Consider the following 13,846-nt stretch of genomic DNA (forward strand, 5'->3'; position numbering starts at 1 on the left):
GGAAGATCATGACGGAACTGGCGCCCGCACCAACAGCAAATTCGCGGGTAACAAGGCAGGATGTTGCGCGCTACGCGGGCGTCAGTTCGGCTGTCGTGAGCTACGTTGTCAACGGCGGACCAAAGCGGGTGGCTCCGGCCACTGCCGCGAAAGTCATCGACGCAATCGAGGTTCTGGGGTACCGGCCCAATGCGGCGGCCCGTGCGCTCAAACTCGGTTCTGCGGAGATGCTGGGGCTTGTGATCCCCAGCAATACAAACACTTTCTACGCGGACATGGCCCGTGCGGTCGAGGAGGCCGCCGCGGACCAGGGATTTGCGTTGCTGACGTCGAATTCCTCCGCCGGGACGGGAGCGGAATCACGCTCGCTTCGGAACTTCCGTGCCAGGCAGGTTGACGGCGTGCTTCTGGCGACGGGCTCGGCACAGCCCGACCTGAGCCAGCTCAAGGGCAGCAACATCCCGGTGGTCCTACTGGATGCCTTCACGCCCTGGCCGGACGTCACGACAATCGGTGTCGACTTCCAGACGGGGGCAGCAAGGGGTGTTCGGCACCTGATCGGCCACGGTCACACCGACATTGGGCTGGTCATCGGTTATCTCGCAGGCGCAATTCCCGACAAGCGTGAGCTGGGCTGGCTGGATGCGCTCACGGAAGCGGGTCTGTCCGAGGGCCCTATCGTCCGGACAACCTTCGACCGTGAAGGTGGTTACAGCGCCGGGCGCCGGATGTTCGAAGGAAAGCGGCGGCCGACCGCCGCCTTTGTCAGTTCGGACATGCAGGCGGTCGGTATGTTGAGGGCTATCCACGAGCTGGGACTATCAGTGCCCGACGACGTGGCGATAGTTTCCTTCGACGGCTCGGCGGAGTCGGAGTTCAGTTGGCCGCCCCTGACCACCCTGAAGCAGCCCGTCCAGGACATGGCGGAGAAAGCTGTCTCCGTTTTGGGCTCCGCTCGCCGCGGCGAGCCCGCTCCCGAGGGCCACCACGTCTACGGGACTGAACTCATTGTGCGGCGCTCCTGCGGGTGTTCCTTCTAAGTCCCGGTTGCCCACCAACGTAAGGTGTACTCCATCTGCTGAGCGTGAGGAGTGTCGTGGACCGTCCCAATATCGTCCTGATCTGCGTCGACCAGTGGCGGGGCGATTGCCTGTCCGCTGCAGGCCACCCGGTGGTCCGTACTCCCTACCTCGACGAACTGGCCGACGGCGGCACCCGGTTCAGCCGCGCATACTCGGCAACTCCAACGTGCGTGCCGGCACGGGTGGCGATGATGACCGGGCAGTCCCAGGAGGCCCACGGGCGGGTCGGCTACAGCGACGGCGTGAACTTCGATGAGGCGCACCCGGTGTCACTTCCGCGGGAACTCAGGAACGCCGGCTACCAAACCGAGGCGATCGGCAAGATGCACGTCTATCCCGAGCGCTCCCGGATCGGCTTCGACGACGTTCGGCTGCACGACGGCTATCTCCATGCCGCCCGGCGTCGTAATAGGCGTGACTTCCGCGAGATTGACGACTACCTGCCGTGGTTACAGGCCCAGGCGGGGGCCACCGCGGTGGAGGATTACACCGACAACGGGCTGAACTGCAATTCCGTGGTCGCACGGCCGTGGGATAAGGCGGAGGCGCTGCACCCAACCAACTGGATCGCCACGGAGGCGATCTCGTGGCTGTACCGGCGGGACCCCACAGCGCCGTTCTTCCTGTATCTGTCCTTCCACCGCCCGCATTCCCCACTGGATCCGCCGCAGTGGGCCTTTGACCAGTACGTTCATGGTCCGCTTGCGGAGCCGGTCACGGGGAACTGGATGGACGATTACGCCGAGCATCGGCGCGACGGAGCCCACAACGCTCTCGTCGGGCGGCAGGACGCCCAGACCCACCACCGGGCGAAAGCCGGCTACTACGGTCACATGTCCCACATCGACCAGCAGGTCAACCGGTTCCTCGAGGCGCTGTGGGAGATGGGCCTGCGCGAGAACACGGTGGTCATATTCACCTCGGATCACGGCGACATGATGGGCGACCACGACATGTACCGGAAGGGCTTCCCGTACGAGGGGTCGGCGTCCGTTCCGTTGCTTGTCTCAGCGCCGCGGGGGTATGGCGGGCGCGGGACCGTGGTTGACGACGTCGTCGAACTCCGTGACATCATGCCCACCGTGCTGGAACTTGCCTGTGCGGACATCCCGGACACGGTGGACGGCCGGAGCCTGGTGCCCTTCTTGCAGGGCGAGCGGGTTCAGTGGCGGGAGGACCTGCACGGGGAACACGCCCTGTTGGGGCAGTCACTGCAGTGGGTGACCGACGGGAAGCGCAAGTTCGTCTGGATGTCCGGGGAGGGTCGCGAGCAGTTCTTCGACCTGGAGGCAGACCCGCAGGAGACGACGAACCTGGTCCGGGATCCGGCCCGCGCCTCCGAAGTGGAGAAGTGGCGCGGACGGTTGATCGACTACCTGCGGGATCGCGAAGAGGGTTATGTGCAGGACGGCCGGTTGGTCGCCGGCCGGACTCCGCTCAACGCCCTCTCCCGTGTGCCCAAGCCCGTCCTCTGAATCAGCCCAGTTTTGAGGGCTTGCTCCCGTGGTCCTCTGACTCGGTTTCGTCCGGGCCCGCGACGTGCTCGCTGCCGCGTGCGCGGGCAATCGCACTCATTCCGTGGAAGATGATCAGCGCTGCGGCCGTGCCCAGGGCGATTCCCTCGAACGTCAGGTCGCCCACCGTCCAGGTGAAGTTGGCGATGCCCACCACCAGGGCAACTCCCGCCGTCGAGAGGTTGATCGGGTTGGAGAAATCCACGCGGTTCTGAACCCAGATCCGCACGCCGAGGATGCCGATCATGCCGTAAAGAACGACGCCGGCCCCGCCCAGTACACCCGCCGGCACGGTTGCGATGAGGGCACCGAACTTCGGGAAGAGGCTGAGGAGGATGGCGATGATGCCCGCCACCCAGTATGCAGCCGTCGAGTATACGCGCGACGCCGCCATCACACCGATATTTTCCGCATACGTTGTAGTGCCCGAACCACCGCCGGAACCGGCGAGGATGGTCGCGAGGCCATCGGCCATGAGCGCGCGGCCGGTGATCGGGTCGAGGTCGCGGTTGGTCATGGCAGCAACCGATTTCACGTGCCCGATGTTCTCGGCCACCAGTACCAGCACTACTGGGACAAACAGTCCGATAACGGAGAGGTGGAACTCGGGAGTCTGGAATGGAGGAAGACCAAACCACGCGGCGTCGTTGATGGCGGTGAAGTCCACCTCGCCGCTGATCGCCGCAACCAGATAGCCGATTAGGACGCCGATGAGGATGGACAGCCTGCCGAGGATTCCCTTGAACAGCACCGTGACCAACAGGATGGCCAGAACTGTGACGAGCGCGGTCAGGGGTGCCTGCTCGAAGCTGGCCCTGGCCGTGGGCGCGAGGTTCAACCCGATGAGTGCCACGATCGCGCCGGTGACGATGGGCGGCATGAGCACCTGGATCCAGCGTGCGCCGGCCCGGTGCACCACCAGTCCGATGAGGGCGAGGACGACGCCGGCCATCACCACGCCGCCCAGCGCGCCCGCCGGGCCGTGCTGGCTCTGCGCCGCCGCAATCGGAGCGATGAATGCGAAACTGGAACCGAGGTAGCTCGGCACCCTTCCGGCCGTGATGACCAGGAACAGCAGGGTGCCGACGCCGGAGAACAGCAGCGTTGTCGACGGCGGGAAACCCGTAAGGAGCGGGACCAGGAACGTGGCCCCGAACATTGCGACGACGTGCTGCGCGCCGATCCCGATGGTCCGCGGCCAGCTCAGCCGCTCATCCGGCGCGACGTACTGCCCGGCCCGGACGTTGCGGCCGTCTCCGTGCAGCGTCCAGTTGGTTCCGAGTCTGCTCATGGGATCAACCCTAGTATTCCGGTGCGCTAGGCGATGACGCCGTCCACCAGCGCCTTCGCTTCCTCCTGCACCAGCTTCAGATGGTCTTCGCCGAGGAAGGATTCGGCGTAGATCTTGTAGACGTCTTCGGTGCCGGACGGCCGGGCCGCGAACCAGGCGTTCTCGGTGGTGACCTTCAGTCCGCCGATGGCAGCACCGTTCCCCGGCGCTTCTGTCAGCCGGGCAGTGATTTCCTCCCCGGCGAGCGTGGTGGCGGTAACGTCCGACGGCGAGAGCTTGCCGAGCGCCGTTTTCTGCTGACGCGTGGCGGCGGCGTCGATCCGCGCGTAGACGGGAGCGCCGAAGCGTTGCGTGAGGCCCTCGTACTGCTCGGACGGAGTGCGCCCGGACACCGCCGTGATCTCGGATGCGAGCAGCGCGAGGAGGATGCCGTCCTTGTCTGTGCTCCAGGTCGAACCGTCGTGACGGAGGAAGGACGCACCGGCGGACTCCTCGCCGCCGAACGCCACCTGACCGGACATCAGCCCGGGAACGAACCATTTGAAACCAACCGGCACTTCCTCGAGCGTCCTGCCCAGGTCCGCTGCGACGCGGTCGATGATCGACGACGACACGAGGGTCTTGCCCACCATCGCGTCCGAACGCCACTGCGGCCGGTTGCGGTAGAGGTAATCGATCGCAACGGCGAGGTAGTGGTTGGGATTCATCAGGCCGCCGTCGGGGGTGACGATGCCGTGTCGGTCCGCATCGGCGTCGTTCCCGGTGGAAATGTCGAAACTGCCGGCCTTCTCGATCAGCGACGCCATGGCGAAGCGGGAGGAGCAGTCCATGCGGATCTTCTCGTCCCAGTCAAGCGTCATAAAGGCCCACTGCGGGTCGACCGTCGGGTTCACGACGGTGAGGTCCAGATTGTGCCGTTCGCCGATCGCGCCCCAGTAATCCACGGCGGCGCCACCCATCGGGTCTGCGCCGATGCGCACGCCGGAGCTGCGGATCGCCTCGAGGTTGAGCACGTTGGGAAGGTCCTCGACGTAGTGCTGGAGGAAGTCGTAGGTGCTTACACTGCTGGCCTGGAGTGCCTGGGCGGTCGGGATGCGCTTGACTCCGCGCAGTCCGTCTTCGAGGAGTTCGTTGGCGCGGGAGGCGATCCAGTTTGTTGCGTCCGAATCGGCGGGGCCACCGTGGGGCGGGTTGTACTTGAACCCGCCGTCGGCCGGGGGATTGTGCGACGGTGTGATGACGATGCCGTCCGCCTGATCGGTGCGCGTTCCGTTGTAGGCCAGGATGGCGTGGGAGAGTGCAGGCGTTGGTGTGTAGGCGCCGCGCGCATCGATCTGCACCGCAACATTGTTTGCGGCGAGAACCTCGAGGGCGGTGTTCTGCGCTGGTTCGGAGAGGGCATGGGTATCGCGTCCCATAAACAGTGGACCGGTGATGCCCTGGCCTGCGCGGTATTCGACGATCGCCTGCGTGATCGCTGCGATGTGTCCTTCGTTGAAGGAGGACTTCAACGAAGAGCCGCGGTGGCCCGAAGTCCCGAACGCCACGCGCTGAGCCGGGTCGCTGAGATCGGGTACGACGTCGAAATAGGCGTCCAGGAGGGCGCTTACGTCAATGAGGTCGCTGGGTTGGGCAACGGTTCCTGCTCGATTAGCCATGGGACCAAGCATGCCATTTCGGGTGCTGTGGGGCGCACACTTTCCGAATCGTGACTGTTCCCGCTCCTGCGTCGACCGGGCGCCGACGACGTGTTTTTCGGCGGTAGCTGGTTCTCAGCGCCCACTCGATGACGTTTCTACGGCAGGGTGAGCGTCACCGGGCCGGCCTCCATCGGTCCGCCGCACTCTTCCGAGCCGCCGGTCCGCACCCAGTCCAGCGCGAACTCGTCCTCGGCGAGGACGTTTCCAGCCGCGTCGAGCGCGCGCACGGTCACCGCTTCCGGCGCCGTAATGTCGTAGTTGATCCCCCAGCGGTTCTGCTCCACGCGGGTGGCGGTCGAGGAAATGATCTGGCCCGTGAATTTATCGGAGGGGCCCGGTGCGGATTCGGTTTCGACAGACCGGCCGCTCGGATGAGGCGTTGGGATCTCCACCGGCGGCGTATCTTGCTGCACCGGCCGTGGCGCCGGCACCGAGCAGTCGCCGTCTACGCAGGCCTGTACCTCTTCGACCGCTAGGGCGTCACCTTCGAGCTGAACGGTGAGAAGGTTGGACCAGGCGATTGCCGGACAGGGGGTTCCGACGAGACCGCCCGGAGTGCCGCACCCGGTAAGGAGTACCAAACCCAGAACGACGACGACGGCACGCGCGGTTTTCCCCATAACTCCAGTTTCCTCCCCGCGGGCGATGAGGGCTAGCCTGCGCGGCCCGTCCACTGCAATCGAGCGGCCACAAATAGCGTCTTCCCGCGCGAAAAGCGGTCATAAGTGGCCGCTCGATTCGGTGTTGGCCATGCCGCGCCGCTTTGCCCTGTGGATAACGACTATCGCGACCTGTGTCGACGGCACTATGAAGGAATGACCACTTCTTCCTTGTCCCTTCAGGGCAGGTTTTCCTTCACAGTCGAAGAGGCTTTGAACTGGGGATTCCCTACAACAGGTTGCGTCGCGCCGACCTTTTCGCTCCAAGCCGCGGCATTCGACTCATTGAGAACGAGACGCTGTCGCTGTTGGACCGGGCGGCTCCGTTCACGAGGCTCGCTAGCCCCGACGCGGCAAGCCACGGGACAGCAGCGAGGCTCTGGGGTGTCTCGCTTCCCTTCCGTCATGAGGAGGACGAGCAACTGCACTTGACCCGTTGGCGAGGCGGTAACCGTGCCCGGCGTCCCGGCGTCGTCGGGCATCGTGCGCCGCTGCTGCCCCGCGACGTCGTCGAAATCTATGGCATCGCTGTCACAACGCCTGCCCGGACATGGACGGACCTGGCGCCGTCGCTTTCTTTGGAAGAGTTGGTGGCCGCCGGCGATTCCCTTCTGAGGCGGCAGGATGCACCTCGCCGTCGGTGCGACCTGAACGTGCCGGATCCGCTGTCGAGCATCGAGGAACTTGCAGAGGTGATCGAACGACGCCGCGGCTCCCGAGGGATTGTCCTAGCGAGGGAGGCGTTGCCGCTCCTGAGAAGTGGTGTCGATTCGCCGCAGGAGTCCCGCCTGCGAGTGTTGATTCTCGACGCCGGTTTGCCCGAGCCGGAGGTCAATCAATGGATCCTTGACCCACGTGGGCGAAGGTTTTCTAGGCCTGACCTCATGTATCGGGAGCTGAAAATCGCCATCGAGTACGAAGGCGAACATCACCTGCTCGACGCCGATCAGTGGCACAGCGACATCAATCGCGACGACAGGCTGCGCGCGCTGGGATGGACAGTGCTCAAATTCAGCAAGAAACACCTTGCGGATGGTGCCGTGAATGCTTCAATCGGACGGATCAGGACCGCGATCCGCTCTGCAACTGCATCGAGCGGCCACTAATGACGGAATTTTCACGGGAACGTGGTTATAAGTGGCCGCTCGATGGAGGGGAGGGCGTGAAAAGGCCCTAGTGCGGGCGCTGGAAGCGGCGGTACGTTGGGAACACCGTCAACGAAAGGTTGTGTCATGAGCGAGAACCCCACCAGCGACGAGATCGGCGAGACCGAGAACGAGGCCGAGAACAAGGACGCAGGCAGGGCCGACGCCCTGGACGAGGGCGGTTACGGCGGCCCCAGGCCGGAAAACGAAACCGAAACCAACGACGACGACGGCTCCTAACCGGGCACGAACCTGACCGTGCACCAAACTGACCAGGCACAAAACGACGACGGCGCCCCCAAGCGAAAGGAGGGCGTCGTCGTCGTAATGGGTGAAAGCTAGCGAACGCCGCTCATCAGCTTCTTGATGGCCGGGGTTGCGGCGATCAGCACGCCGCCCAGCACCACGATCGTGATGCCGAGGATCGAGAAGTAAGCGCCCTCGTTCTCCGGATCGTATCTACTCGCGAGAATGCCGGACAGTGTCGTTCCGAGCGAGATCGAGAGGAAGTTCAAGGCGACCATTTGCGTGCGGAACTTGCTCGGCGCGAGCTTGGTCGCCACGGAAAGGCCGATTGGCGAGATGAGCAGCTCGGCGATCACGAAGACGAGCAAAATCAGCGCGATGGCAATGAGCGGTGTGGCGTTTGCCCCGCCACCCGCGAACGGGAGGAACATCAGGTAGGCGATGCCGATGCCGATCAGGCCGAAGGCGAACTTCAACGGCGAAGACGGCTGCCTGTCGCCGAGCTTGGTCCACAGCGCAGCGAAGACGGCCGCAAGCACGATGACGTACACCGGCACGAACGAAATGATCCACTCCGGCAGGATCTCGAAGCCGAACACAATACGGTCCACGCGCTCTTCCGAATACACGATGATTAGCGTGAACAGCTGCTGGTATAACGCCCAGAACGCCGCGCCGGCAATGAACAGCGGAATGAACGCAGTCGCGCGTCGACGTTCGACGTGCGAAACGTGTTTGTTGGTCAGGATGATCACAAAATAGGCGACCGCAGCAAGGATCGCAGCCCAGGCCATAATGGTCGCGAGATTGCCCGGGTAGATCCAGCCGAGCATGAGGGCGATCGCGATCAGAACGACGGCGCCCACGGCGATACCAATCCAGCGTCCGTACTGAGAGCGCGGAAGTGGGTTCTCAACGATGTGGGCGTCCTCGGAGAATCCCTTCCGAGCGAATGAATACTGGACGAGGCCGATGGCCATACCCACAGCGGCAGCCCCGAAGCCCCAGTGGAAACCGGCTGTGTCTCGGAGGTACCCGGTGAGTAGCGGACCGAAGAGAGCCCCAAGATTAATGCCCATATAGAAGATCGAGAAGCCGGCGTCGCGGCGCTCGTCGCCCTCTTTATAGAGGGTTCCAACGAGCGAGGTAGCGTTTGCCTTCAGGCCACCCGATCCGATTCCGACTAGGGCAAGACCGACTGTGAGTCCAACGGCGCCGGGCAGCACTGCCAGCGAGATGTGGCCAAGCATAATCATGACTGCGGAATAGAAGAGGACCCGCTCGGATCCGAGGATCCGGTCGGCGAGCCAGGCGCCGAGGATTGTGGAAAGGTAGACGCTTCCGCCGTAGGCGCCAACGAGGGTGAGCGCGAGTGACTGCTCAATGCCCAGACCGCCGTCGGTAACCTCGAAGTACATATAGAGGGCAAGGATGGCCTGCATTCCGTAGAACGAGAACCGCTCCCAGACCTCAAGACTGAAGAGGTGGGCGAGCATCCGGGGATGACCGAAGAATGTCTTTTCCGCCGGGTTGGCGGTACTACCTGGAGTTGTACTCATTTACTCCATGTTGCCAGTCACATTTCGGACTGTCATATCCAAACCCCGATCGAACAGTTATCCTGATGGATTTTGGTTTCCCCGAAGGTGCTCCTCGAGCTGCGCGGAAACCGCAAGCAGGGAAGCCTCGGCGCTGGGCTGGCCGATCAACTGGATGCTCATCGACAGACCGGCAGCCGTGGTGAATACGGGCACGGAAATCGCGGGCAGCCCACACACATTCACCATCGACGTGTAGGGCGAGTACTGGCACTGGCGCATGTAGTCGGTGTCGGCGTCGGCATCCGTGTACCAACCGATGGGCCGCGGGCTCATGCCGAGCGCCGGCGTCGCGATCATGTCGAACGCCGCGTACTGCTCGATCGTGTCCTGTTCGAACTGGCGCAGGATATCGACGGCGGCGGCCAGGTCAGTCGCAGTCCGCTCCTGCGCACGACGACGGAGCGTGCGCGTCAGCGTTGTCAGGTCGGGTTCCCGGCTGGCCGGGATGCGGGCGACCGCGAGGCCCGCCGTCCACACTGTCTGGAACGCTTCGTGGTACCGCCCGTCGTACCGCAGGTCAGCTTCGATGACGTCATGCCCGACGGCGGTGAGCGCTTTCAGCCCCGCCTCGAAGCCGCCTTGCGCGTTGTCGTCGAGCGCGATGGGGAAGGCCTCAGCGAACGGCGAGGCGGTGCTCACGCCGATCCGGTACCTTCCCTCCGCCCGCAGCACCGCGTCGAGGAACGGCCCATGCGCGGCGGCGCTGGTGGCGTGGTAGTTCGGTTCATCCACCATGGCATCGAGCAGGAGGGCGGCATCCGCCGTCGTCCTCGCGAGAGGACCGGCCACCACGAACTGGCCGAGGTCGCTCTGCCCGGATCCGGACGGGACGCGGCCGCGGTTGGGTTTGAGGCCGATCAGCCCCGTTGCCGCCGCTGGGATCCGGACGGAGCCGCCGCCGTCGGTCCCCGGAGCGAAGGGAATCATGCCGGCCGCCACCGCCGCGGCGCTTCCCCCGGAGGAGCCCCCGGAGCTCAGCGCGGGATCCAGCGGATTACGCGACGGCGGTGCGATCAGGTTCTCGCTGTAGCAGCTCAGGCCGAACTCGGGAACCTGCGTCTTTCCAAGGCTGATCGCGCCGGCCCTCCGCAGCACGGAAACCAGCGGCGAGTCGCTAAGCGCCACCGCTCGGTCCAGCGCAGCGCTCCCATGGGTGGTGACGACGCCGACGACGTCGGCCAGGTCCTTGTGCGCGAGCGGCAGGCCGTGCAACGGGGAGAGTTCATCGCCGCTGACCTGTCGCTGGTCGGCTGCGGCGGCCTCGGCGAGGGCTGTCTCGGCGGTGACGGTGATGAACGCGCCGAGCGTTGGATTCAAGGCACCGATGCGATCGAGGTAGTGCCCGGTCAGCTCCCGAGCGTTCAACTCGCCGCTCCGTAGGGCGTCCCGCTGCTGGAGCGCCGTCAGCTCGTGGAGCTCACTCATGCGGGTGCATCCAGTAGCCGGGGCTCGATGCGTTCCTCCACAGCGACGGCGTCCACGCTCTCGCCCGCACGCGCCTGAACGATGTACGCACCCTTGCCCGGCACTTCAGAGACCGCCTTCACCAGGCGGGTGCCCGCGTAGACCAGCCCGACGCCGTCGTCGGTACAGTGTGTTTCGCCGAGTTGGCCGTCCGAGACCATCTTGTGAATCAAGGGGCGCCGCTGCTCCTCGGAGTCGTAGTGGACGCCGTTGCCGTACGGCAGGAACCCGAGCGCGTCGGTGACCGGCCTCAGCTCCGGCCCGAAGGAGTCGGTCGCGCCGCCCTGGAACCAGCACAGCGAGCCCGCGGACACACCGCTGAGCACCACCCCCGATTCCCAGGCCCGGCGCAGCATCCCGTCCAGACCGTGAGCCCGCCAGACCGCCAGAAGGTTGACCACTGATCCGCCATTGACCCACACCACGTCCTGTTCCAGCAGGTGAGCTTCCATATCCTCGACGTTCGGCATGGTGAAGAGGTTCAGACACGTCGACTCGAAGCCCGCTAGTCGCGCCGCCTCGGTGAAGCGAAAGTTCCACTCGCGCGAATCCCCGCCGGCCGTCCCGATATGGGTGATGCGCGGGGCCCTTCCGGAGACCCCTGCCAGTTCGACGGCGTGGTGGATCAGTGAGTTGAACTCAACATCCACGCGCTTCCCGCGCTGGTAGCCGCCGGAGGTGGCAAGGATGGTGGGCTGGTCAGCGGGCATGGGCACCCCTATGCGATCGTTGTGGGCTGGGTTCGCCTCCACTATAGGCTTGGATGCAGTTCTGAGGACCGGCTACAGACGGAAGTGATGACCATGAGTGACGACGTGCCCGTAGACGCCATCGGCGAGAACACCACCGTGCTCGATGTGCGGGAGGACTACGAGTGGGAGGCCGGCCACATCGAGGGTGCACTGCACATCCCGGTGGACCAGATTCCGGCGCGCCTCGATGAACTTGACCCGGATGAGGACCTGCATGTCATCTGCCGTACCGGTGGACGGTCCTTCCGCGTGACCGAGTGGCTTGTGGGTAACGGGTACTCGGCGTTCAATGTCCGCGGCGGAATGGACGCCTGGGTTGAGGCCTCGAAACCCATGGTCTCCGAGACCGACAGTGAGCCACGCGTCCTATGAGCTCCTACGCCTACCTCGGCCCTGAGGGAACATTCACCGAAGCCGCGCTGCTGCAGGTTCCCGGCGCCGATTCCGCAGAGCGCGTCCCCGCGACGACGGTGAACGCCGCCCTGGATCTCGTTAGGGACGGTCGCGTGCGGGCCGCCATGGTTCCCATCGAGAACTCCGTGGAGGGCGGAGTCTCAGCAACGCTTGATGCGATCGCGGGCGGTGATCCGCTGCGGATCATCCGCGAAGTGCTGGTGCCGATCTCGTTCGTCCTGGTGGCGCGCCCGGGCATCGACCTGGAGGACATCCGGTTCGTCGCAACCCACGGCCACGCCTGGGCGCAGTGCCGCGGGTGGACCGAAAAGAACATTCCAGAAGCGGAATATGTCCCGTCCTCCTCCACGGCTGCCGCCGCCCACGCCCTGCTCGACGACGACGCCGCCCACGACGCCGCGATCTGCTCACCGCTGGTGGCGCAGCGGCTTGGGCTCCGCGTCATCGCTGACCACATTGGGGACGTTGGCGATGCCGTCACCCGGTTCATCCTCGTAAGCAAGCCGGACATCCTGCCGGCGCGCACGGGAGCCGACAAGACAACGCTTGTAATCCCGCTGCCGGAGGACCATCCGGGCGCACTGATGGAGATCCTGGACCAGTTCGCCGCCCGCGGCGTCAACTTGAGCCGCATCGAATCCCGGCCCACGGGCCTCTTCCTCGGTGACTACTTCTTCAGCATCGATGCTGACGGCCACGTGGCGGACGCCCGGGTGGCGGATGCCTTGCAGGGTCTGCACCGGATCAGTCCAGGCTTGCGGTTCCTGGGGTCCTACGCGCGGGCCGACCGCCGTGAATACGAAGTTGGGCGGCACACCACTGACCAGGCTTTCCAGGCCGCGCACGCCTGGGTCGAATCCCTCTTGCGCGCCGCCGAACCGGGTTCGGAGGACGTAGGCTAGTTTTCCCTGCAGTGCTCCAACCCGGGAGGTAACTTGCCACGACTTCGACGCAGTGACTGCAACAAGCCCGGGTATACGCGCCGCCGTCATGGGAAGGGCTTCAGCTACCGGGACCAGGAGGGTAAACCCTTGGCTCCCGACGAGCTGGAACGGGTGAAGGACCTTGTCATTCCACCGGCCTGGCGCGACGTCTGGATCAGCCCATACCCCAACGGGCATATTCAGGCGCTGGGGACCGACGACGCCGGCCGCCGCCAGTACATCTATCACGAGGCCTGGCGGGAGAAGAAGGACCGGGAGAAGTTCGACCGTGCGCTGGACTTCGGTGAGCGCCTCCCCAGCGCCAGGCGGGTCATTACCGGGCACCTTCGAGCAAACGGTAGTGAAAGGGAGCGCGCCTTCGCCGCCGCCCTGCGGATAGTGGATTCCGGAGCCCTTCGAATCGGGTCCGCGCAGTACGCGACGGAGAACGGCTCTTTCGGAGTAACCACGCTCCAGGTGGAACACGTGAAGATCAGCGGTTCTGTCATTACGCTGCAGTTTCCGGGTAAGAGCGGCCAACAGTGGGACAGCACTATCGAGGACTCCGACCTGGCAGCCGCGCTCCGCCCCATGCTGCGGCGGGAAGGTGCAGACACCATGCTGGCCTACCGGACGTCAGACGGCTCCTGGCATCACGTCGAAGCAGGCCAACTCAACGAATTCCTCCGGCAGGTCACCGGCGGCGGCTTCACGGCCAAGGACTTCCGGACCTGGCAGGCAACCGTAGTTGCGGCAATGGAACTGGCACGGATGGACCTCAAAGCAACCAGCCGCACGGCCAGGCAGAAGGCAGTGGCGGCGACTATGCGTTCGGTGGCCGACCACCTTGGGAATACTCCCGCAATTGCGCGCAGTTCCTACGTGGATCCCCGTCTGGTCGACCGCTTCATGTCCGGAGAAGTCATACCGGTAGGCAGCTACTCAGCATCGGAGAAGGCTGTTCGCGAGCTGCTTAAAGAGTGAGAATCCTTTTGCTGCACCACGTTGGTAAGTAGGCTGATGGTGAGCGTCCGGCCAGAGGCGCGAACCTTGAA

The 13,846-nt window shown here is 64.7% G+C and carries 13 protein-coding genes; 7 read left to right on the forward strand and 6 right to left on the reverse strand.

Going from position 1 to position 13,846, the window contains the following annotated elements; genetic code table 11:
- The first annotated feature begins 8 nt into the window (after positions 1–8).
- The gene (locus BJ994_RS17000; RefSeq protein ID WP_167995591.1) at positions 9–1,040 is read left to right on the forward strand and encodes a LacI family DNA-binding transcriptional regulator; all 1,032 of its coding nucleotides are present in this window, start codon (positions 9–11) and stop codon (positions 1,038–1,040) included.
- Between the two features lie 56 nt (positions 1,041–1,096).
- Complete coding sequence (locus tag BJ994_RS17005) at positions 1,097–2,557, forward strand: arylsulfatase (protein WP_167995592.1); 1,461 nt, start codon at positions 1,097–1,099, stop codon at positions 2,555–2,557.
- 1 nt (position 2,558) lies between these two features.
- Here the strand turns inward: BJ994_RS17005 and BJ994_RS17010 are convergent, their stop codons facing one another.
- From BJ994_RS17010 to BJ994_RS17020, 3 genes are all read right to left on the reverse strand, one after another.
- The gene (locus BJ994_RS17010) at positions 2,559–3,887 is read right to left on the reverse strand and encodes a uracil-xanthine permease family protein (RefSeq protein ID WP_167995593.1); all 1,329 of its coding nucleotides are present in this window, start codon (positions 3,885–3,887) and stop codon (positions 2,559–2,561) included.
- 26 nt (positions 3,888–3,913) lie between these two features.
- Positions 3,914–5,545: a phosphoglucomutase (alpha-D-glucose-1,6-bisphosphate-dependent) gene (gene pgm / locus BJ994_RS17015; protein ID WP_209066985.1), complete on the reverse strand. Its 1,632-nt coding sequence runs from the start codon at positions 5,543–5,545 to the stop codon at positions 3,914–3,916.
- A 137-nt stretch (positions 5,546–5,682) separates the two neighbouring features.
- Complete coding sequence (locus BJ994_RS17020) at positions 5,683–6,207, reverse strand: hypothetical protein (protein WP_167995595.1); 525 nt, start codon at positions 6,205–6,207, stop codon at positions 5,683–5,685.
- Between the two features lie 467 nt (positions 6,208–6,674).
- On the opposite strand from BJ994_RS17020, the gene BJ994_RS17025 reads away from it, so the two are divergent.
- Together BJ994_RS17025 and BJ994_RS17030 are read left to right on the forward strand one after the other, a co-directional pair.
- A complete protein-coding gene (locus BJ994_RS17025; RefSeq protein ID WP_209066987.1) occupies positions 6,675–7,352 on the forward strand; it encodes a DUF559 domain-containing protein in 678 nt (225 codons plus the stop codon).
- A gap of 126 nt (positions 7,353–7,478) precedes the next feature.
- Positions 7,479–7,631: a hypothetical protein gene (locus BJ994_RS17030; protein WP_167995597.1), complete on the forward strand. Its 153-nt coding sequence runs from the start codon at positions 7,479–7,481 to the stop codon at positions 7,629–7,631.
- A gap of 98 nt (positions 7,632–7,729) precedes the next feature.
- Here BJ994_RS17030 and BJ994_RS17035 read toward each other — a convergent pair whose 3' ends face one another.
- Genes BJ994_RS17035 through BJ994_RS17045 form a run of 3 tightly spaced genes read right to left on the reverse strand, consistent with a single transcriptional unit; the run spans position 7,730 to position 11,412 of the window.
- Entirely contained in the window at positions 7,730–9,196 is a 1,467-nt protein-coding gene (locus tag BJ994_RS17035; RefSeq protein ID WP_167995598.1) for a peptide MFS transporter, read from the reverse strand.
- 57 nt (positions 9,197–9,253) lie between these two features.
- Complete coding sequence (locus BJ994_RS17040) at positions 9,254–10,663, reverse strand: amidase (RefSeq protein ID WP_167995599.1); 1,410 nt, start codon at positions 10,661–10,663, stop codon at positions 9,254–9,256.
- Positions 10,660–11,412: a Type 1 glutamine amidotransferase-like domain-containing protein gene (locus BJ994_RS17045; RefSeq protein ID WP_167995600.1), complete on the reverse strand. Its 753-nt coding sequence runs from the start codon at positions 11,410–11,412 to the stop codon at positions 10,660–10,662. The genes BJ994_RS17040 and BJ994_RS17045 overlap by 4 nt, the downstream gene beginning before the upstream one ends.
- An 87-nt stretch (positions 11,413–11,499) precedes the next feature.
- On the opposite strand from BJ994_RS17045, the gene BJ994_RS17050 reads away from it, so the two are divergent.
- Genes BJ994_RS17050 through BJ994_RS17060 form a run of 3 tightly spaced genes read left to right on the forward strand, consistent with a single transcriptional unit; the run spans position 11,500 to position 13,775 of the window.
- Positions 11,500–11,826, forward strand: a complete 327-nt coding sequence (locus tag BJ994_RS17050; protein WP_167995601.1) for a rhodanese-like domain-containing protein — start codon at positions 11,500–11,502, stop codon at positions 11,824–11,826.
- Positions 11,823–12,770 carry a prephenate dehydratase gene (gene pheA, locus BJ994_RS17055; RefSeq protein ID WP_167995602.1) on the forward strand — a complete coding sequence of 316 codons (948 nt, stop codon included), beginning with the start codon at positions 11,823–11,825 and terminating at the stop codon, positions 12,768–12,770. The genes BJ994_RS17050 and pheA overlap by 4 nt, the downstream gene beginning before the upstream one ends.
- Positions 12,771–12,803: 33 nt before the next feature.
- Positions 12,804–13,775 carry a DNA topoisomerase IB gene (locus BJ994_RS17060; protein ID WP_167995603.1) on the forward strand — a complete coding sequence of 324 codons (972 nt, stop codon included), beginning with the start codon at positions 12,804–12,806 and terminating at the stop codon, positions 13,773–13,775.
- Positions 13,776–13,846 lie beyond the last annotated feature (71 nt).

It is taken from the genome of Arthrobacter pigmenti (genome assembly GCF_011927905.1).
Taxonomy (GTDB): Bacteria; Actinomycetota; Actinomycetes; order Actinomycetales; family Micrococcaceae; genus Arthrobacter_D; species Arthrobacter_D pigmenti.

Coding starts and splice junctions, on each gene's coding strand:
- pheA (WP_167995602.1), top strand. CDS start 11,823: ATGAGCTCCTACGCCTACCTCGGCCCTGAGGGAACATTCACCGAAGCC.
- BJ994_RS17020 (WP_167995595.1), bottom strand. CDS start 6,207: ATGGGGAAAACCGCGCGTGCCGTCGTCGTCGTTCTGGGTTTGGTACTC.
- BJ994_RS17030 (WP_167995597.1), top strand. CDS start 7,479: ATGAGCGAGAACCCCACCAGCGACGAGATCGGCGAGACCGAGAACGAG.
- pgm (WP_209066985.1), bottom strand. CDS start 5,545: ATGGCTAATCGAGCAGGAACCGTTGCCCAACCCAGCGACCTCATTGAC.
- BJ994_RS17050 (WP_167995601.1), top strand. CDS start 11,500: ATGACCATGAGTGACGACGTGCCCGTAGACGCCATCGGCGAGAACACC.
- BJ994_RS17000 (WP_167995591.1), top strand. CDS start 9: ATGACGGAACTGGCGCCCGCACCAACAGCAAATTCGCGGGTAACAAGG.
- BJ994_RS17040 (WP_167995599.1), bottom strand. CDS start 10,663: ATGAGTGAGCTCCACGAGCTGACGGCGCTCCAGCAGCGGGACGCCCTA.
- BJ994_RS17035 (WP_167995598.1), bottom strand. CDS start 9,196: ATGAGTACAACTCCAGGTAGTACCGCCAACCCGGCGGAAAAGACATTC.
- BJ994_RS17010 (WP_167995593.1), bottom strand. CDS start 3,887: ATGAGCAGACTCGGAACCAACTGGACGCTGCACGGAGACGGCCGCAAC.
- BJ994_RS17045 (WP_167995600.1), bottom strand. CDS start 11,412: ATGCCCGCTGACCAGCCCACCATCCTTGCCACCTCCGGCGGCTACCAG.